The sequence below is a fragment of the Corynebacterium canis genome, from assembly GCF_030408595.1.
Lineage (GTDB): Bacteria > Actinomycetota > Actinomycetes > Mycobacteriales > Mycobacteriaceae > Corynebacterium > Corynebacterium canis.
In genome coordinates, this window is the sequence record NZ_CP047080.1 from 1,653,763 (window position 1) to 1,672,724 (window position 18,962).

The 18,962-nt window shown below is 61.4% G+C and carries 16 protein-coding genes; 10 read left to right on the forward strand and 6 right to left on the reverse strand.

Features of this window, described 5'->3' with window-relative positions; translation table 11 throughout:
* Nucleotides 1-3: 3 nt before the first annotated feature.
* Genes sufD through CCANI_RS07290 form a run of 3 tightly spaced genes read right to left on the reverse strand, consistent with a single transcriptional unit; the run spans nt 4 to nt 3,296 of the window.
* On the reverse strand, nt 4-1,176 hold the full coding sequence (gene sufD / locus CCANI_RS07280; RefSeq protein WP_146323209.1) for a Fe-S cluster assembly protein SufD: 1,173 nt from the start codon (nt 1,174-1,176) through the stop codon (nt 4-6).
* Nucleotides 1,177-2,613: a Fe-S cluster assembly protein SufB gene (gene sufB, locus CCANI_RS07285; RefSeq protein WP_146323210.1), complete on the reverse strand. Its 1,437-nt coding sequence runs from the start codon at nt 2,611-2,613 to the stop codon at nt 1,177-1,179.
* Nucleotides 2,610-3,296, reverse strand: coding sequence for a helix-turn-helix transcriptional regulator (locus CCANI_RS07290; protein WP_425457301.1), 687 nt, complete (start codon nt 3,294-3,296; stop codon nt 2,610-2,612). Before CCANI_RS07290 ends, sufB begins: the two co-directional genes overlap by 4 nt.
* A gap of 113 nt (nt 3,297-3,409) precedes the next feature.
* Between CCANI_RS07290 and mptB the strand changes: the two genes are divergently transcribed.
* From mptB to CCANI_RS07315, 5 genes are read left to right on the forward strand one after another with little or no spacing between them, the layout of a single operon-like run.
* Nucleotides 3,410-5,098, forward strand: a complete 1,689-nt coding sequence (gene mptB, locus CCANI_RS07295) for a polyprenol phosphomannose-dependent alpha 1,6 mannosyltransferase MptB (protein WP_425457302.1) — start codon at nt 3,410-3,412, stop codon at nt 5,096-5,098.
* Between the two features lie 3 nt (nt 5,099-5,101).
* Nucleotides 5,102-6,028, forward strand: coding sequence for an ABC transporter ATP-binding protein (locus tag CCANI_RS07300; protein WP_146323213.1), 927 nt, complete (start codon nt 5,102-5,104; stop codon nt 6,026-6,028).
* A 1-nt stretch (nt 6,029) separates the two neighbouring features.
* A complete protein-coding gene (locus CCANI_RS07305; protein ID WP_186749996.1) occupies nt 6,030-6,773 on the forward strand; it encodes an ABC transporter permease in 744 nt (247 codons plus the stop codon).
* A 10-nt stretch (nt 6,774-6,783) separates the two neighbouring features.
* Nucleotides 6,784-7,752: a COX15/CtaA family protein gene (locus CCANI_RS07310; protein WP_246118134.1), complete on the forward strand. Its 969-nt coding sequence runs from the start codon at nt 6,784-6,786 to the stop codon at nt 7,750-7,752.
* Nucleotides 7,753-7,773: 21 nt separating this feature from the next.
* Nucleotides 7,774-8,736 (forward strand): quinone oxidoreductase family protein, encoded by a 963-nt coding sequence (locus tag CCANI_RS07315; RefSeq protein ID WP_146323215.1) that lies wholly within the window; start codon nt 7,774-7,776, stop codon nt 8,734-8,736.
* 1,020 nt (nt 8,737-9,756) lie between these two features.
* On the opposite strand, the gene CCANI_RS07320 is transcribed toward CCANI_RS07315, so the two are convergent.
* Nucleotides 9,757-10,662 carry a heme o synthase gene (locus CCANI_RS07320; protein WP_146323216.1) on the reverse strand — a complete coding sequence of 302 codons (906 nt, stop codon included), beginning with the start codon at nt 10,660-10,662 and terminating at the stop codon, nt 9,757-9,759.
* Nucleotides 10,663-10,856: 194 nt separating this feature from the next.
* Between CCANI_RS07320 and tkt the strand changes: the two genes are divergently transcribed.
* From tkt to pgl, 5 genes are read left to right on the forward strand one after another with little or no spacing between them, the layout of a single operon-like run.
* A complete protein-coding gene (gene tkt, locus CCANI_RS07325) occupies nt 10,857-12,944 on the forward strand; it encodes a transketolase (protein ID WP_186749998.1) in 2,088 nt (695 codons plus the stop codon).
* Nucleotides 12,945-12,977: 33 nt separating this feature from the next.
* Nucleotides 12,978-14,051, forward strand: a complete 1,074-nt coding sequence (gene tal / locus CCANI_RS07330) for a transaldolase (RefSeq protein WP_146323218.1) — start codon at nt 12,978-12,980, stop codon at nt 14,049-14,051.
* A gap of 58 nt (nt 14,052-14,109) precedes the next feature.
* The gene (zwf, locus tag CCANI_RS07335; RefSeq protein ID WP_146323241.1) at nt 14,110-15,621 is read left to right on the forward strand and encodes a glucose-6-phosphate dehydrogenase; all 1,512 of its coding nucleotides are present in this window, start codon (nt 14,110-14,112) and stop codon (nt 15,619-15,621) included.
* 19 nt (nt 15,622-15,640) lie between these two features.
* Entirely contained in the window at nt 15,641-16,609 is a 969-nt protein-coding gene (locus tag CCANI_RS07340; protein ID WP_146323219.1) for a glucose-6-phosphate dehydrogenase assembly protein OpcA, read from the forward strand.
* A gap of 12 nt (nt 16,610-16,621) precedes the next feature.
* Nucleotides 16,622-17,323, forward strand: a complete 702-nt coding sequence (gene pgl / locus CCANI_RS07345) for a 6-phosphogluconolactonase (protein ID WP_146323220.1) — start codon at nt 16,622-16,624, stop codon at nt 17,321-17,323.
* 80 nt (nt 17,324-17,403) lie between these two features.
* On the opposite strand, the gene CCANI_RS07350 is transcribed toward pgl, so the two are convergent.
* Nucleotides 17,404-17,649: a hypothetical protein gene (locus CCANI_RS07350; RefSeq protein WP_146323221.1), complete on the reverse strand. Its 246-nt coding sequence runs from the start codon at nt 17,647-17,649 to the stop codon at nt 17,404-17,406.
* 123 nt (nt 17,650-17,772) lie between these two features.
* Nucleotides 17,773-18,828 carry an ImmA/IrrE family metallo-endopeptidase gene (locus tag CCANI_RS07355; RefSeq protein WP_146323222.1) on the reverse strand — a complete coding sequence of 352 codons (1,056 nt, stop codon included), beginning with the start codon at nt 18,826-18,828 and terminating at the stop codon, nt 17,773-17,775.
* Nucleotides 18,829-18,962 lie beyond the last annotated feature (134 nt).

Below are 18,962 nucleotides of genomic sequence, written 5' to 3' on the forward strand. Positions count from 1 at the left end.
GAGTTAGAGTTCGGTGTTTTCCAGCTCGGCGGCGATACGGTTTTCCAACTCTTCGCGCACGGCAGGAACGGGGATACGGTTGATGACTTCGGAGAAGAAACCACGCACGATCAGGCGGCGCGCCTGATCCTTGGTAATGCCCCGAGACAGGAGGTAGAAAACTTGTTCATCGTCAAACCGGCCGACCGTAGCGGCGTGTCCGGCCCCGGCGATCTCGCCGGTTTCGATCTCCAAGTTCGGGACCGCATCGGCGCGGGCCCCTTCAGTGAGCACGAGGTTCCTGTTGGCCTCATACGTGTCGGTGCCTTGCGCATTCGAACGGATCAACACATCGCCGATCCACGAGGTGCGGGCATCCGGCAACGAGCTGGTCGGGTCGCCCTGCAGCGCGCCCTTATACAGCACATTCGAACGGCAATTCGGCACGGCGTGATCCACAAGCAGGCGCTGCTCAAAGAACTGGCCATCATCGGCGAAATACACGCCGAGCAGCTCCGCATCGCCACCCGTGGCGGTAAACTTCACCTGCGGAACGAGGCGCACGATGCCGCCACCAAAGCAGGCGACATTATGGCGGAACACCGAATCGCGGCCCAGAACGGCCCGCTCGTTGGCCATGTGAATCGCATCGTTGTTCCAATCCTCATGCACCACCACGGTGAGGCGCGCATTATCGCCCACGATGTATTCGTGATTATCGGCGTGCGTGCCGGAACCCACGAAATGCAGATTCACCATCGCCTCGGCGCCATCCTCAACATCGATGGCAAGCACACCAAACGACGTCACATCATCGCCACGACCGGTCACCGTAATGGTCACCGGGTCCGGGTTCACGGTGCCCTTGGCAAAGGTGACCAAATAACCACCCTCCATCGCGGTCCAAGCTTGAGCCGCAATACGGTCGACGGGAGCGCCGGCGCGGCCCAGCCGGACGTCGTCACGCGCGACACGCTCAACTGTGACGCCGACGGCGGAATCCGGGACGTCGATACGCACATCGGGGGTAACGGCGGGGGCAAAGGTGCCGTCGTGGAGCCCGCGCAACCGGCGCAGAGGCACAAAACGCCACACCTCGTCGCGGCCCTTCGGAACATCGAAATCGGCGACGTCGAACGAAGTGAACAGGTCACCCTTCGTGTTGTGGTAGGTAGCGTTTTTCACAGGGGTGGTCATCTAGCCCACCGATCCTTCCATCTGCAGCTCAATGAGGCGATTGAGCTCCAGAGCGTATTCCATGGGCAACTCCTTGGCGATCGGCTCCACAAAGCCGCGCACAATCATCGCCATCGCCTCATCCTCCGCGACGCCGCGGCTCATCAGGTAAAACAGCTGGTCTTCCGAAACCTGCGACACCGTCGCCTCGTGGCCGAGCGAAACGTGGTCGTTGCGGATGTCGTTGTAGGGGTAGGTGTCGGAGCGCGAAATATTATCCACCAGCAGCGCGTCACACTCGACGTTCGACGTGGAATGATGCGCATTGGAATTAATCTGCACCAGCCCGCGATACGCGGCACGACCGCCGCCGCGCGCCACGGACTTAGACACAATATTCGAAGATGTGTACGGCGCAAGGTGCACCATCTTCGCACCGGTGTCCTGGAACTGACCCTCACCCGCGAACGCCACGGACAATACCTCGCCCTTAGCGTGCGGGCCGGTGAGCCACACGGCCGGGTACTTCATGGTGACCTTGGAGCCGATATTGCCATCGACCCACTCCATGGTGGCACCCTCCTCGCACTTCGTGCGCTTGGTGACCAGGTTGTACACGTTGTTCGACCAGTTTTGGATCGTGGTGTAACGGCAGCGGCCGCCCTTTTTCACGATAATCTCCACCACGGCCGAATGCAGCGAATCCGACTTATAAATCGGCGCGGTGCAGCCCTCGACGTAATGCACATAGGCGTCCTCGTCGACGATGATCAGGGTGCGCTCGAACTGGCCCATGTTTTCCGTATTGATACGGAAATACGCCTGCAGCGGAATATCCACGTGCACGCCCTTGGGGACGTAGATAAAGGAACCGCCGGACCACACCGCTGTGTTCAGGGCGGAAAACTTATTATCACCAGCGGGGATAACGGTGCCGAAGTACTCGCGGAACAGGTCCTCGTGCTCCTTGAGGGCGGAATCCGTGTCCAGGAAGATCACGCCCTTGGATTCCAGGTCCTCGCGGATCTGGTGGTAGACCACCTCGGATTCGTATTGCGCGGCGACGCCGGCGACGAGGCGTTGCTTTTCCGCCTCCGGGATTCCCAGCTTGTCGTAGGTGTTCTTGATGTCCTCCGGCAGCTCGTCCCAGGTGGTGGCCTGGCGCTCGGTGGAACGCACGAAATATTTAATATTGTCAAAATCGATGCCGGACAGGTCCGCGCCCCACGTGGGCAGCGGCTTCTTTTCAAAGATGTCCAGCGCCTTGAGCCGGGTTTGCAGCATCCACTCCGGCTCGTTCTTCTTAGCGGAAATATCGGCGACGACGGCTTCGTTCAGGCCCCGCTTGGCGGCAGCGCCAGCCGCGTCAGAGTCATGCCAGCCGTAGCTGTACGCACCGATTGATTCGATGATCTCTTCATCAGTACGCGGAACAGCCTGTTCAGTTGCCTGAGTCATGTGCCGCTCCTTTCATCAGGAGAATGTTGTATGGGAGTCAAAGGAATATTCGTTGTGCAGATGCCGTGGCCGCCGGGGATGGTGGCCAGGGGCTGCACGTGTTGGCCCAACAGTTCCGCAATCACCTGGTGCTCCGCTTCGCACAATTCCGGAAACGCGGAAGCCACGTGCGAGATGGGACAGTGATGTTGGCAGATTTGCACGCCACCCGCCGCGCGATGCACGGTGGCTGCGTAACCGTGTGCCGCAAACGCCTCCGCCAAGGCCCGGGCTGTGGCCTGGATGGATTCTTCGGACACCTCCGCGGGGCTAATCCCCTCGACGATGGCCGAAATGCGTTTACGCGCGAACTCCCGCACGGCGGAGTCTCCCCCGGTTTCCCTAAGAGCTTCCAAAGCGAGCGTTGCGAGAGCATCATAGCCGTGCCCAAATTGTGCACGACCTTTATCAGTGAGTCGAAAGGATTTTGCGGGACGTCCCCTACCGCGTTGTTGGTTTCCGCGGGTAGGGGCCACTTCAGCAATCCCCTCTTCGACCAAAATGTCCAAGTGTCGTCTTACACCAGCGGCCGAAAGGCCGAGCTGATCACCCAAATCCGAAGCGCTTTCCGGGCCGTGCTCTAGCAGCGACAACATGATTTGCCTACGGGTGTCGCCTTCGCCAGATCGCGTTGGTTCCGCCACTATTCACACCTCCTCAATAGGTCCGCGTTCATTTGGTGGTGTCAGTATTTGACAACACTTATGTTCCCTAATTCATTCCAATGGTGCAAGTTGCCTTGCGTAGGATGTCTTATGTGTTCCGATTCTTTAAGTCGCTTGTCGCCGAATTACCCCGGCTCGGTACAGCCGGTTCACGTTCGGCCGCGCTGCACGAAGGGCAAGCGCCGCAAGATGTGGAACTCACCCGTTCCCGAGTAATTACCGTGGCCAGCGGCATGGACTTGCTGCCGGTCAGCCGCAAACACAGCCTCACCTTCGCCGAGATCAGCAGATTCGCGGCCCTGCGCTGGTTGGGCACCATAGGCACCCTGATGTTGGGGTTGGGGGCACTCGGCGCGGGAGCCTTACCTGTCATCGACAACCCGTATACGGAATTCCCCGGCGGCTCGATCATGGGGCGAATGCTGCAAACCTCATCCGTCGTGGTGCTCGTCGGCGTCGGGTTCTTTGTCACCGCCTGGGTGCTCATGGCACCGTTCGTTGGCATCGGGTCCGACCGTAGGGTGTCCGTCTCCATGCTACGCCGCACCTTCGTCGCCTGGACGGCCCCGCTGCTTTTCACCGCCCCGCTATTCACACAAGATATCTATTCCTATTTGGCCCAGGGGTCCATCGTCGCGCAAGGCATGGACCCCTATTCCGCGGGCCCAGTCGACCTGCTGAGCGCGGATAATGTGCTGGCCCGCTCCGTGCCGTACATTTGGTCGCACTCCCCCTCGCCTTACGGCCCGGTGGCGCTCGGGCTCGCCGCTGCGATTAGTTGGCTCACCCAGGATTCCATCGTGTGGGGCGTACTCGCCCACCGTGCGATATCCATCGCGGGTTTGGCGGCCGTCGGCTGGTCGCTGGTAAAGCTGGCCCGCCGCTGCGATGTGAGCGTGCAGGCGGCGTTGTGGTTGGGGTTATTGAACCCGCTCACCCTGCTGCACCTGGTCGGGGGTATTCACAATGAGGCCATTATGCTCGGCCTGGTCATGGTGGGCTTGGAGTTCGGGCTGCGGGCCGTGGATTGGATTTCCATCCTGGGCTACTCGCACCGCGCGGCGCGGCTGCTGGTTCTCAGCGGCGTGTGCATTGCCTGCGCGGGCATGGTCAAGGTCACCGGCTTTTTGGCGCTTGGGTTTATTGGCATGGCCTTGGCCCGCGGCTTGCATTACCGCAATTGGGGGACATTGCGCGCCATCGCTACGGCCGTGGCGATTCAAACTGCAGTTCTAGTGTCCACGATCGCGTTGGTCACGCTCGTCACCGGCATTAACCTCGGCTGGATCAGCGGCCAGGGCGGCGCCGCGAAGATCCATAGCTGGATGTCCATCACCACGGATATCGGCCTCGGCGCCGGCACGCTCGGCATGTACCTAGGGCTCGGCAATCACACGGAGGCGATCCTGGTGGTCACCCGCGGGGTGGGCGTCCTCGTCGCCGCCGGGTTTATGGTCCGCATGTTGTTTGCCACCTATCGCGGCACGATTCACCCTGTGGGCGGCCTCGGCGTGTCCACGCTGGCGCTGGTGGTGCTGTTCCCGGTCGTGCACCCCTGGTACGTATTGTGGGCTATCGTTCCGCTTGCCGCCTGGGCTAACCGACAGCTTTTTCGCACCCCAGCCATGGTTTATTGCTCGCTTATGAGTTTCTTTGTGCTGCCGCGTGGCCTCGCCTTGCAGCCGGGCACGGTGGTGTCTATTTACCTCACTTCATTGGTGTGTTTCCTGGCGGCGCTGGGCATTTTATGGTTGTTCCTGCGTCGCCGCGTACACTTGTAAGCCGTGACTAACCACTCCCTTGAGCTGAAAGACGTGGTCAAGGCTTTCGGGCCTACCGTGGCCGTGGATGGCCTTTCATTGACGGTTCCGGAAGCTAGTGTGTTTGCGCTTCTCGGCCCGAATGGTGCGGGCAAGACTACCACCATCGAGATGTGCGAAGGCTTTCAAAAGCCCACGTCAGGGACGATTCGTGTGCTGGGGCTGGACCCGGTGCACAATACCGACGCGTTGCGACGCCGCATCGGCATCATGTTGCAAGGCGGCGGGGCGTATCCGGGGATTAAGGTCAAAGAGATGCTGCAATTGGTGGCGTCGTTTAGCCGTAATCCGATGGACGTGGACTGGCTCATCGAGCTGGTTGGCCTGCAGCGCCATCAGCGGACCTCGTACCGTCGGCTTTCCGGCGGCCAGCAGCAGCGCCTGTCGCTCGCTTGTGCGCTGATCGGACGCCCCGAACTCGTGTTCCTAGACGAGCCTACCGCCGGGCTTGATGCCCAGTCTCGCCGCGCCGTGTGGCAGCTGATCCGCAGCATGCGGCGCGACGGGGTGACGGTGGTTTTGACCACGCACCTGATGGACGAGGCGGAGGCGCTTGCGGACCAAGTCATGATCATCGATCGCGGCCGCACCGTCGCCCAGGGTACCCCCGCCGAGCTCACGGCCCGCGCCGAGCACGGTTCGATCACCATCGAAACCAACGCTGACCTCGACACCGCGCTTGTCGACGCCGCGCTCGCACCCTTTCACGCCACCCTCACCGTGAACCGCCCCTTAAGCTATCGCATCGATGCCGCCGCCACCCCGGAGGTGATCTACGCACTGACGGGCAGCGCCGCGGAGCAGGGCGTATTGATCCATTCCCTCGAGGTAGACCGCCAAAGCCTCGAAGATGTGTTCCTGGAAATCACCGGCCGAGAGATGAGGAATTGACATGGACTTCCCCGTTGGAACATTCGTGCCGGACACCGGGCGCGCCTCCACCGTGAAAATGGTGCTGGCCCAGGCCCGCATCGAATCCCTGCTATTCCTCCGCCACGGCGAGCAACAATTGCTCAGCCTGGTCATCCCCATGACCATGCTGATCGCCCTATCCACGCTGCCCCTTATCGAGGACCCGCTGCCCAAGGTATTTCCGCTCACGCTTGCGATCTCCGCCATGAGTTCGGGCTTTACCGGGCAATCCATTGGGGTTGCCTTCGACCGGCGCTACGGGGCGTTGAAACGCATGGGCGCTTCCGGGGTGCCGGCCTGGACCATTATCTGCGGCAAAATCGTGGCCGTGCTGGCCGTGGTCACCCTGCAAACCGTGCTGCTCAGCGGCACGGCCCTGCTGCTCGGCTGGACCGTCGACCCCACCACCCTATTCGCCGCGGCGGTCACACTGGCGTTCGGCGTGGCGGCCTTCGCCTCCCTCGGTCTGCTTTTCGGCGGCACCCTCGGCTCCGAAATGGTGCTGGCCCTGGCCAACCTCATTTGGTTTATCCTGCTCGGCACCGCCAGCTACGTCATGCTGCGGGGCGGCAGCGGGCTCGAATGGGTGCCCTCGGTGGCGCTCGCCCAAGGCCTGGCCCGCGCCTTCGACGGCGGAATTCCCACCCTGGAAATCGGCGTGCTCGCCTGTTGGTTTTTAGTCGGCGGCATCAGCGCGTCGCGTTTCTTCCGTTTTACTGCTTAAGATAACCCTTGTGACTACACCCAAACCCCCACGTTTCCCGCTTCTTCGCACGCAGCGATTGCTGGCCATCTGCCTCTTGATCGCGCAGGCCGGCATTACCGTCACCGGATCGATCGTCCGTGTGACCGGATCAGGGTTGGGGTGTCCGACCTGGCCCACCTGCAACGAAGGCTCCCTGGTCCCCGTCGCGGGCGCCGCGCCGTGGATCCACCAAGCCATCGAATTTGGCAACCGGCTGCTCACCTTCGTCCTCGTCGCCCTCGCGCTGGCGCTTTTTATCTCCGTGCTGCGGGCCAAACGCCGCAAAGAGGTGGTGTACCACGCCTTCGCCCAAGGTGTGGGCATTATCGTCCAAGCCGTGATCGGCGGCATCTCCGTGCTTCTAGACCTCCAATGGTGGGCCGTCGCCCTTCACTTCCTGCCCTCCATGATCCTGGTGTGGCTGGCCGCCATCCTCGTCGTACGCATTGCCGAACCCGATAATGGCGCGGTGGTCCCGCTCTACCCCGCCCCGCTGCGCTGGTTGGCCGTCGGCTCCGGCGTTTCCCTCGCGGTGGTCCTGATCACCGGCACCATGGTCACCGGCGCCGGCCCGCACTCCGGCGACGAGGGCGTGGGCATGGAGGGCCGCCTCCAAGTGGATATCGCCGAGATCGCACACCTGCACGCCCACGCAATGTACCTCTACCTCGGCCTCACCATCGGCCTGGTGGTGGCGCTGCTTACCGTCTCCGCCAATAAACGCGCCCTTAACCTCGGCTGGACCCTGATTGGCTTTATCGTGCTGCAGGCCGCCATCGGGATCATCCAATACAACTGGGGCGTGCCACGCTGGACCGTGCCCGTTCACGTCGGCCTTTCGGGCGTCGTATGTGCCTTTACCGGCATGTTGTACGCCTGCCACCAAAGCCGCACCCCGGTGGATACGCTCACGGGTTCCCCCGAAGGCGATGCGAAAATCACAGCGGCAAGCGTGTAATTCGGGTTACCATGGGCAAGTATGCGAGCCATACATGTAGCCCAAACCGGTGGACCAGACGTTCTGCAACTCGTTGAGGTTCCCGCGCCTACGCCGCAAGACGACGAAGTCCTCGTCGAAGTCGACGTCGCGGGCGTGAATTACATCGACACCTATTATCGGGAGGGGATTTACCACGCGGCCACCCCGTTTATCCCCGGCTTGGAGGGAACCGGCCGCGTCCTCCACGACCCACAAGGCGAAATCTCCCCCGGCACCCTCGTCGCCTGGTGCGACGGCTTCGGCTCCTACGCCGAACAAGTGTGCGTCCCGCGGGATCGGGTCGTAGCGGTGCCGCAGGGCATCAGCCCCCACGAAGCGGCATCCATGCTGCTCCAGGGGATCACAGCCCACTACCTCACCAATGGCGTCGCCGAACTCAAGCCTGGCGATACTTGCCTGATCACCGCAGGCGCCGGCGGCGTCGGGCTGATGGCCACCCAAATGGCCGCCGCACAAGGCGCACGTGTGTACAGTGTGGTTTCCTCCGACGAAAAGGAAGCCGCCGCGCGCGCAGCTGGCGCTTATGAAGTCTTCCGCTACTCCGACAACCTCGCCGAGCAGGTGCGCCGACACAACGGCGGCTTGGGTGTAGACGTGGTGTATGACGGCGTAGGCAAGTCCACGTTTATGGAATCCCTCGAGGCCGTCCGCCCCCGCGGAACCGTATGCTTGTTCGGCGCCGCCTCCGGCCCCGTGGAGCCTTTCGACCCGCAGCTTCTAAACACCCACGGCTCCATCTTCCTCACCCGGCCCTCCATCGGCGCTTGGACCGCACAGGAAGGCGAATTCGCCAAGCGCGCCCAGGCCGTCACCCAGGCAGTTCTCGAAGGCACCCTCACCATCACCATCGGCGGCGCCTACCCGCTTATCGACGCCGCCCAAGCCCACCGCGACCTCGAAGCCCGCCGCACGATGGGCTCCATCGTCCTAGACATCCACTAGGTTTGCCTAACGCCGGGTTGGGTTTCGGCGGGGTTTGGGTTAGTTGGGGCCGCCGGGTTGGCTTTTAGCTGGCCAGGCTAATTCCGGTGGGACCTCGGCGGGGCGGGGCTCTCCGGGCCTTCCTCCGCTGAAGACGGGCAGCCGAGATTGGGGCGCATCCCTTCCCGCTGCGCCGACAAGGCGCTCCCTCCTGCCAAGCATCCACTGGGCCAGTCGTGCCCCATATATTTCCCAGCCAAAACCTTGCCAGGAACCGTCGCAGGAGGCCCGCTAAGCCCTCGAAGCTAGCTACCCTTATTCAACCATGGCCGAGCTACATAAAATGCGCCATTTTGATATGGTATGTTGCCACCAACCTATCCCCTAGCTGAAAGTTGAACGGTGTCTACCGATATTTTTTACATCAAAATCCCGAAATCTGTGTAAAAAATATCGCGCCGGCGGCCCTGGGCGGCCCCAGATGATGAAAATTACACAGAATCCGGCTTTCGTGTGTAAAAAACTTCATGCGCCGTACACAACCCATCCTCGACGATAGCCAACCGGGCCCCCAGCACGGAATCATCGAACCGCAAGGCCCCTCGGGCCGAACCATCAAATCACGTAACACCCACACACTTGGCTTGTCCCCCGCCGAACACCCTCATCTCGTGGCGGAATGCAACACGCGCCGACCCTCAACAGGCCGACTGCGGCCAATATATTTTTTGACCAAAAGCTTATTGGGAAAACGCCGCAGGAGCTCCGCTAAGCCCCCAAAAATGGCGACCCTTACTCGACCATGGCCAAATTGGGTTAAACGCGCCATTCTGATATGGTCGGTTGCGTTCAACCTATCGCGCCACCGGGAGTTGAACGGTGTCTACCGATATTTTTTACATCAAAATCCCGAAATCTGTGTAAAAAATATCGCGGCGGCGGCCTAGGGCGGCCCCAGATGATGAAAATTACACAGAATCCGGGATTTGTGTGTAAAAAAACTTCATGTGAAGTGCACTACCTATTGCTGCGGCACGCCGACTAGAGAATTTCAGCGAGTGTGTTCAGGCCAAGGACGGCGTCGACGGAAAGTGCCACAAAGACCAGGGAGAGATAGTTGTTGGACAAGAAGAACAAGCGCATCGGCTTGACCTCGGCACCATTTTTCACGGCAACATGGAGGCGGATCGCCGCGACCAAGAACCATAATCCGGCAATCACGGCGGCGACGGCGTAGATCCAGCCAGCGGCGGGGATCAGGAGGAAGGTAGTGATGACGGTGGCGACCGTGTACCAGACAATCTGTGCGGTTACTTGAACAGGCTTGCGAACCACTGGCATCATGGGGACCCCTGCCGCCTCGTAGTCTTCGCGGTAGCGCATGGCGAGCGCCCAGGTGTGGGGTGGGGTCCAGAAGAAAATGACTAGGAAGAGGACGATGGCCTGCCACCATTGGGAGGGGACATCGGCGTTGTCGGTGATAACGGCCCAGCCGACCATGACGGGCATGCAGCCGGCGGCACCGCCCCAAACCACGTTTTGTGGGGTGCTGCGTTTTAGCCACTTTGTGTAAATGAAAATGTAAAACCCGATTGTTGCCATGACAAATAGCGCCGCAAGCAAGGAATTGCAAAGCAGCCACAGCCATAGGAAACTGACCACCGTGAGGGTCCAGGCGAAGACGGTAGCCTGCTGGTCAGACACGGTTTTTTTGGCCAGGGGGCGGCGTTCCGTGCGCTTCATCACCTTGTCGATGTCCGAATCCGCCACCATATTGAAGGTGTTTGCGGCGGCGGCGCCCATCCAGCCGCCGACCAGCGTCAACAAGATCAAACCAATCTGGTTTTCGCCACGATCGGCTTGCAGCATCGCGGGGATAGTTGCTACCAGCAGTAGCTCAATGACCCTTGGTTTCGTCAGCGCGATGTAGGCCTTGATCGTCTCCAAGGGTTTTCCTCCAGCACAGTTTTCAGTAAAGGGAATTCGTATCAAGAATACGCAACGAAGCCATGGTATCCCTCACAAGGTGGTTCACCCAATCCGGCACCATTCGAATAATCGCACTACAATTATGACGGACGTATGCCGCAGTCCGGCTGCGCATTGAACACATTTCTTAATCAGAAGCAAGGATGGCCACCGTGACTCTGTCGCCCGAACTCCAGGCTCTCACAACCCGTAACTACCCAGCCGACTGGAATGAGCTCGACACCCTCGCCGTTGACACCGCCCGCATCCTCGCTGCGGACGCAGTGCAAAAGTGCGGTTCCGGTCACCCCGGTACCGCCATGAGCTTGGCCCCGTTGGCCTACACGTTGTTCCAGCGGGTAATGAACCTGGATCCAACCGACCCGAAGTGGGCGGGACGCGACCGCTTCGTGCTGTCCTGCGGGCACTCCTCGCTGACCCAGTACATCCAGCTGTACTACGGCGGATTCGGCCTAGAAATGGATGACCTGAAAGCCCTGCGCACCTGGGGTGCGAAAACCCCTGGTCACCCCGAGTATGGGCACACCGATGGCGTGGAGATCACCACCGGCCCGCTCGGCCAAGGCTTGGCTTCCGCCGTGGGTATGGCCATGGCGGCCCGCCGCGAGCGCGGCCTGTTCGACCCGGACGCCGCGCCCGGTGAGTCCCCGTTTGACCACTACATCTACGTGATCGCCTCCGACGGCGATATGCAAGAGGGTGTCACCGCGGAGGCCTGCTCCCTCGCCGGCACCCAGCAACTGGGCAACCTGATCGTGTTCTGGGACGATAACCGCATCTCCATCGAAGAAGATACCGCCATCGCATTTACCGAAGATGTGTGCGCACGCTACCGCGCCTACGGGTGGCAGATCATCGAGATCGAGGGCGGCGAAAACATCACCGCCATCGAAGAAGCGGTCGCAGCGGCGAAGGCGGATCCGCGCCCAAGCTTTATTCGGGTGCGCACGATCATCGGCTACCCCGCCCCCACCATGATGAACACGGGCAGTGTCCACGGTGCCGCGCTTGGGGCGGAAGAAGTGGCCGCCACCAAACGCGAACTGGGATTCGACCCAGAGGTTTCGTTCCCCATGACGGACGAGCTCATTGCGCATACACGCAAGCTGGTGGAACGCGGCGTCGATAAGCACGCTCAATGGGAACAACAGTTCGATGCGTGGGCGGCCGCCAACCCGGAACGCCACGCCCTTTTCACCCGTCTCGCCGCCCGGGAACTTCCGGAAGGTTTCGCGGACGGGCTTCCTACCTGGGACGCTGGCGAATCCGTGGCCACCCGAAAGGCGTCGGAAGCCACGTTGCAGGCGCTCGGCGCAACCATGCCCGAGCTGTGGGGCGGCTCCGCGGACCTGGCGGGATCGAACAACACTGTGATTAAGGGATCGCCCTCGTTCGGCCCGCGCGACATCACCACGGACACCTGGACCGCGGAACCTTACGGGCGCAACATTCACTTTGGTATTCGAGAACACGCCATGGCGGCGATCATGAACGGCATCGCCCTCCACGGCGGCACCCGCGTGTACGGCGGCACGTTCCTGATTTTCTCCGACTACATGCGACCAGCTGTTCGACTAGCCGCACTAATGGGCACCGACGCCTACTATGTGTGGACCCACGATTCCATCGGCCTCGGCGAGGACGGCCCCACCCACCAGCCGGTGGAACAACTGGCAACGCTGCGGGCCATCCCGGAAATGTCCATGCTGCGCCCGGCGGATGCCAATGAAACCGCCGCCGCGTGGAAGACGGCGCTGGAGTATAAGGCCGGCCCGAAAGGACTTGCGCTTACTCGCCAAAATGTTCCCGTGCTTGAGGGCACCAAGGAGAAGGCCGCGGAAGGCGTCGCGCGCGGGGCGTACGTGCTCGTGGCGGGCGGCGAGCAGCCGGACGTGATCCTAATGGGCACCGGCTCCGAGGTGCACCTCGCGGTGGAAGCTGCGAAGAAACTTTCGGAACAAGGCATCGCCGCGCGCGTGGTTTCCGTGCCGTGCCTGGACTGGTTCCTCGAGCAAGACCCGGAGTATATCGAATCTGTGATCCCCTCCGACGTTGCCGCACGGGTGTCCGTAGAGGCCGGCGTGGCCATGCCATGGTACCGCCTGCTGGGCACCGCCGGCCGCCCGGTGTCGCTGGAGCATTTCGGCGCCTCCGCCCCCTACCAGAAGCTCTACGACGAATTTGGTATTACCGTGGATGCTGTCGTGGCCGCCGCGCACGACTCCATCGCGGCAGTGTAGCCCGCCCGTCCCCACTACCAGGAAGAAGACACCATGAATCACCTCGAACAATTGCGCGAACTAGGCACCTCTTGCTGGCTGGATGACCTGTCCCGCGAGCGCCTGAACACCGGCAATTTGGAGGAGGTGATTCGCACCAAGGCCGTGGTGGGCGTGACCACAAATCCCGCGATTTTTGCGGCGGCCATGACCACGGGCACCGCCTACGATGAGCAGCTTGCGCAGCTCCGCGCCGAGGGGGCAAAAGCCGAGCGTGCGGTGTATGCGATGGCCATCGAGGACGTGCGCCGCGCCTGCGACGTACTGGCGGATATTTACCACGCTTCCGGCGGCAAGGATGGCCGCGTGTCCATCGAGGTTGACCCCCGGATCGCCAATGATCGCGACGCCACGGTAGCGCAGGCCCGCCAGCTGTGGGAACGCGTGGACCGTCCGAACGTAATGATCAAAATCCCGGCGACCCCGGAGTCGCTGCTCGCCGTGTCCGATGTCACAGCCGAGGGTATCTGCGTGAACGTGACGCTGATTTTCTCCGTGAGCCGCTACCGCGAGGTGGTCGCCGCATACCTGGATGGGCTCGCCCGCGCGGCCGAACAAGGTGTCGATATTTCGAAGATCCATTCGGTGGCTTCGTTCTTTGTGTCGCGGCTGGACACGGAGGTGGATCGCCGCCTCGAGGAGATTGGCACGCCCGCGGCCCTGGCCCTGCGCGGCAAGGCGGGGGTGGCCAATGCGCAGCTCGCCTACCAAGCGTTCAAAGAGCTTTTCGACGACGCGCCGGGCAATGTACAGCGCCCGCTCTGGGCGTCCACGGGCGTAAAAAACCCGGAGTATCCCGCAACCATGTATGTAACCGAGCTGGCGGGCCCGGATACCGTGAATACGATGCCGGAGGCCACGATCGACGCTTTGCTCGAACAGGGCGGCCTCCATGGGGATACCCTGACGGGCGCCGGCGAGCAAGCGCAGCAGGTGCTGAAGGATCTGGACACGGTGGGCGTGGACCTCGCCGATGTGTTCGCGGTGCTGGAGCGGGAGGGCGTCGAAAAGTTCGTGGCTAGCTGGACTGAGCTCCTTGACTCCATGAACAATCGTTTGGCGGGGTAACATACCCAGCGAAGTCTGACAGTTTGGGAGACACTACGTGAGCAACTCACACTTCGGCATGCCCGACAACCCGTTGCGTGACAGTGCGGACAAGCGGCTACCGCGCATCGCCGGGCCGTCCGGGATGGTCATCTTCGGCGTTACTGGCGATCTAGCGCGCAAAAAGCTGCTGCCCGCCATATATGACCTGGCCAATCGCGGCCTGCTGCCGCCCGGGTTCGCACTGGTGGGCTACGGGCGACGCGAGTGGTCGAAGGCGGATTTTCAGGAGTATGTACGCGCCGCCGTCACCGCGGGTGCTCGCACTGATTTTCGCCCGCACGTGTGGGAACGGTTGGCCGAAGGCATGGAGTTTGTCACCGGCACCTTTGACCGTGACGCGGATTTCGACGCCCTCGCGGACACCCTTGCCGGCATTTCCGCCGCCGCCGGAAACTGGGCCTACTACCTCTCGGTGCCTCCCGACTTTTTCGCAGATGTGTGCCATCAATTGGAGCGCTCCGGGCTGGCGGAAGGCCCAGAAGGCACCTGGCGCCGGGTGATCATCGAAAAGCCGTTCGGGCACGATTTGGAGTCCGCGCGGCACCTGAACCACATTGTGAATTCGGTGTTCCCGGAATCCTCGGTGTTCCGCATCGACCACTACCTTGGCAAAGAAACGGTGCAGAACATCATGGCGCTGCGCTTTGCCAACCAATTGTTCGACCCGCTCTGGAACGCACACTATATCGATCACGTGCAAATCACCATGGCCGAAGACATCGGCCTCGGCGGCCGCGCCGGCTATTACGACGGCATCGGCGCCGCCCGCGATGTGATCCAAAACCACCTGCTCCAGCTCCTCGCCTTGGTGGCCATGGAGGAGCCGATCGCCTTTACGCCGCGCGAATTGCAGGCGGAAAAGGTGAAGGTGTTGCGCGCCACCTCGCCCGTGTATCCGCTGGCCAAAACCACGGCGCGCGGCCAGTACACCGCCGGCTGGCAGGGCAGCGAAAAGGTGCGCGGCCTGCGGGAGGAGGACGGCTTCGATGAAAACTCGGAAACCGAAACTTTTGCCGCTTGCACGTTGCAGATCCATTCCCGCCGCTGGGCCGGCGTGCCGTTCTATTTGCGCACCGGTAAGCGCCTCGGCCGCCGCGTTACGGAAATAGCACTGGTGTTTAAACCGGCCCCGCATTTGCCGTTCGAAGACGGCATGATTTCCGCCCTCGGCCCCAACGCCGTGGTCATCCGCGTGCAGCCGGACGAAGGCGTGCTTATGCGTTTCGGCTCCAAGGTGCCCGGCTCCGCCATGGAAGTCCGCGACGTGAACATGGACTTTTCCTATTCGGAATCCTTCACCGAAGAATCCCCCGAAGCGTACGAACGTTTGATCCTAGACGCCCTGCTCGACGAGTCCAGCCTCTTCCCCACCAACGAGGAAGTGGAGCTGAGCTGGACGATCCTGGACCCGATCCTGGAATACTGGGCCGCGCACGGGCGTCCGGACGATTACGAGGCCGGCACGTGGGGGCCGGAAAGCGCGGAACGTATGCTGGCCCGCAACGGCCGCACGTGGCGGCGCCCTTAACAGTTTTGGAAAGGCAACCATGATTTTTGACCTCCCCGATACGGGCACCCATGAGATCGCCAGGCAGCTCGTTGCCATTCGGGAAACCGGCACCCAGGTAGCCACCGGCCGCGTGCTCACCTTAATCGTTGTGGCCAGCGCCAATGACGTGATTGAAAAGCTGGTCACCTGCCTGACGGACGCCACCCGCGAGCACCCTTCCCGCGTGCTACTGCTGATCGCGGGCGAACGCACCGGCGAATCCCGCCTGGATGCCCAGATCCGCATGGGCGGCGACGCGGGAGCCGCGGAGATCGTAGTGATCCACCTCCAGGGCGAGGTGGCCAACCATATGGCCGCGGTGGCCACCCCCCTGCTCTTGCCCGATACCCCCATTGTGGCGTGGTGGCCGTCGGTCGCGCCGATGAATCCGGCGGTGGATCCGATCGGCCTTATCGCGCAGCGCCGCATTACGGACGCCCGCTTCGATCCGCCAGAAGATTCGATTTACCGCCGGCGTACGCAATACACGCCCGGCGATTCCGATATGGCGTGGGCGCGCATTACCCCCTGGCGCGGCATTGTTGCGGCGAGCCTAAACCAACCGCCGTTTAAAGCGATTGTCGACGCCGCGGTCTACGGCCCCGCCGATAGCCCCAGCGCCGACCTCGCCGCAGGGTGGCTGGCGGATCGGTTGGGGGTAAACATTATCCGCGAATCCACCCCGCAGGACACGATCCCCACCGACGATGAGGGCAATGAATGCTTCCCCGTGTCCCGCGTGGAGCTGATCCGTGACGACGCTTCCAAGATCACCATCGAGGTCAGCGATTGCCAGACCCTTTCCGTCAATGTGCCCGGGCACCAGGAGGCGCTGGTGGCGCTCGGCCCGCGCAGCACCGCGGATTGTTTGGCCGAGGAGCTGCGGCATTTGGACCCCGATAAGGCCTACGCCCGGGCCCTCCGCGGCCTGTCCCGCGTGCGCTACGTAGACGCTTTCGAACAATAGTTAGGAACCCTGATGGTCACCGTTGTCCCCGTCGCCGATAAAGACGAACTCGCCCGCCACGCGGCGCTAAAAGCCCGCGATACTATCGTTGCCGCCCAGGCCACCGGCGATGGTTTCGCCCGCGTGGTGGTTACCGGTGGCGGCGCTGGCATCGGCACATTGCGCGAACTCCGCACCCTCGACGGCGTCGATTGGTCCCGCATCCACGTCTTCTTTGGCGACGAACGCAACGTCCCACCATCGCACCCAGATTCGAACGAAGGCCAGGCTCGCGAGGCATTGCTCGACCACGTGGACATTCCCCCCGCCCACATCCACGGCTGGCGCCTCGGCGAATTGCTTCTCGACGCCGCGGTAGCAGCCTACGCCGAAACCCTCGCCGCACACGCACCCCACGGGTTCGACCTCCATCTACTTGGCATGGGCGGCGAAGGCCACATCAATTCCCTTTTCCCCCACACCCCCGCCGTCCGCGAACAAGAACGCCTCACCCTCGCCGTCACGGATTCCCCCAAACCCCCGGCGGAACGCGCCACCCTTACCCTGCCCGCAATCGTCCGCGCCGACCACGTATGGCTCTTGGTCAGCGGCCCCGAAAAAGCCGAAGCCGCCGCCCAGGTGATCGCCGGTGCCCCCGCCGAAGCATGGCCCGCAGCCGGCGCCCGCGGCCGCACCGAAACCCTCCTCTTCCTCGCCGCCGACGCGCAGGGGTAAAAAGGCCTCGGTGCACGAGCTTCGGAGGTGGGCGGCCGGAGGTTGGTCGGCCGTAAGGATTTATCCTGTGAGACCAAGCATCAACGACCGGTGTGTTTTTGCATGGCAGCGATAGCTTTTTCCATCGCTTCCATCACCTTGACATGTTCTGTGGTAGCAGCATCCTTATCCGCCACCGCCTTTTCCAATTCGGCGATCCGCGCCTCCAGTTTGGCGTGACGTGCTTCCAACTTCGCGTGCTCGGTTTCCATGTCGGCGTTGAGCGCCTGCAACTCCTGATTACGCTGCGTCAGCCGAGAAAACTCCGCAGTACTTTCATCACTCATGGGAATATTCTCTCGCAGCATCAACCCAATGTCGAGCGTGCCCGCCGCAAGCTTCGCCCCAGTACTTCACCGCTCATAAGTGAAGCGGAGCCGAGGCAAGAACATTCGAGGCACTCAGACGCATCAGGCGGCCTTGCCCGCGCTTTCCATAAGCCTCAAAGCGGTGTTGTAGTTACGCAGCCCCAGCAGATACAAAGCGTCTGTGACCTGCAATAGCTCCGACCCTACGGCATTGGCGGTTGCCCGAATGAAGCGCGTTCCAAGCCGCGGGAGCATGCTGTTTATACCGTGCCCACCGCCTGCCGCAGCTTCTGCGCTCACGCCGAGCCTATTCGCCAATGCCTTTACTCCTTCCTGATCGAAACCGTCCGAAACAGAACCACCCCATTTACGGCACAAATACTCTCTAGGTACAAGAAGTTCTGCGGCAAAAGAATTACACCACTGCTCTATTTCCGGAGCGCCATCGATTTGTTCTCCAGAAACGCCTGGCTCTCCAAGCAATACATGCCCAAGCTCGTGAGCAAGACTAAACACCTGCCCACTTTTAGTGTCTTTTGTATTGATAAAAATTAGCGCGTAACCGTCCTGTATCAAGGTGAATCCGCGAAACTCTTGCAAATCCAAAGGACGGTGAGTGTTGTGCTGCACCATTGAGCTGCGCATCACCAAAATACCTTGTTGCTCAATCATTTCCGCAAGCTCAGAAACCGCTCTGTCGCCATAGGAGTACTTACCTGGTTCCCACCCAAGCACTTTTCGTATTCTTTGGGCTGATTCTTCTGGGTTGTCATTTATAGTTCGCTGGCCCAACAAGTTAACTCGGGGTATCCCAGCATCTTCGGCGTATTCCTTATACCAATCAAGTCGTGACTGGCAATCATTGATCACTTGTTCCAACTCTGGGCTGGCATGCGAAACACCTTTACCACCAATTGTCCTGAAATCGGGAAGCTTAATGTGAGTTTCAAAAGGGTGCTCAAGCAGAAGGAAGGGAAAAGGAACGTTCGCTGTTTGAGCCAGCTTTTCGGCTTGCCGCAGCGTCGGTTGATCGGTGCCTGCAATCCAAGATGGCAGCCTGTGAAACCTTGGCTGTTGCGAAAGCTCTTCGACCGTACGGCCGGTCTTTTGCACCGCCCACTTAAGCACTTCGGGCGCAATTGGAACTCGTGTATTCAATTTGGCGCCTCCTCAGAAACCTTCAACACAAACGTAATACTTCGTTTCAAGCTTATCGACGCCCCCGATACTCACCGCTGGAGCTTACGCTCCGGTGCCGCAGTTGGCTGAGGTTACCTAGCCGCTAAACTAAA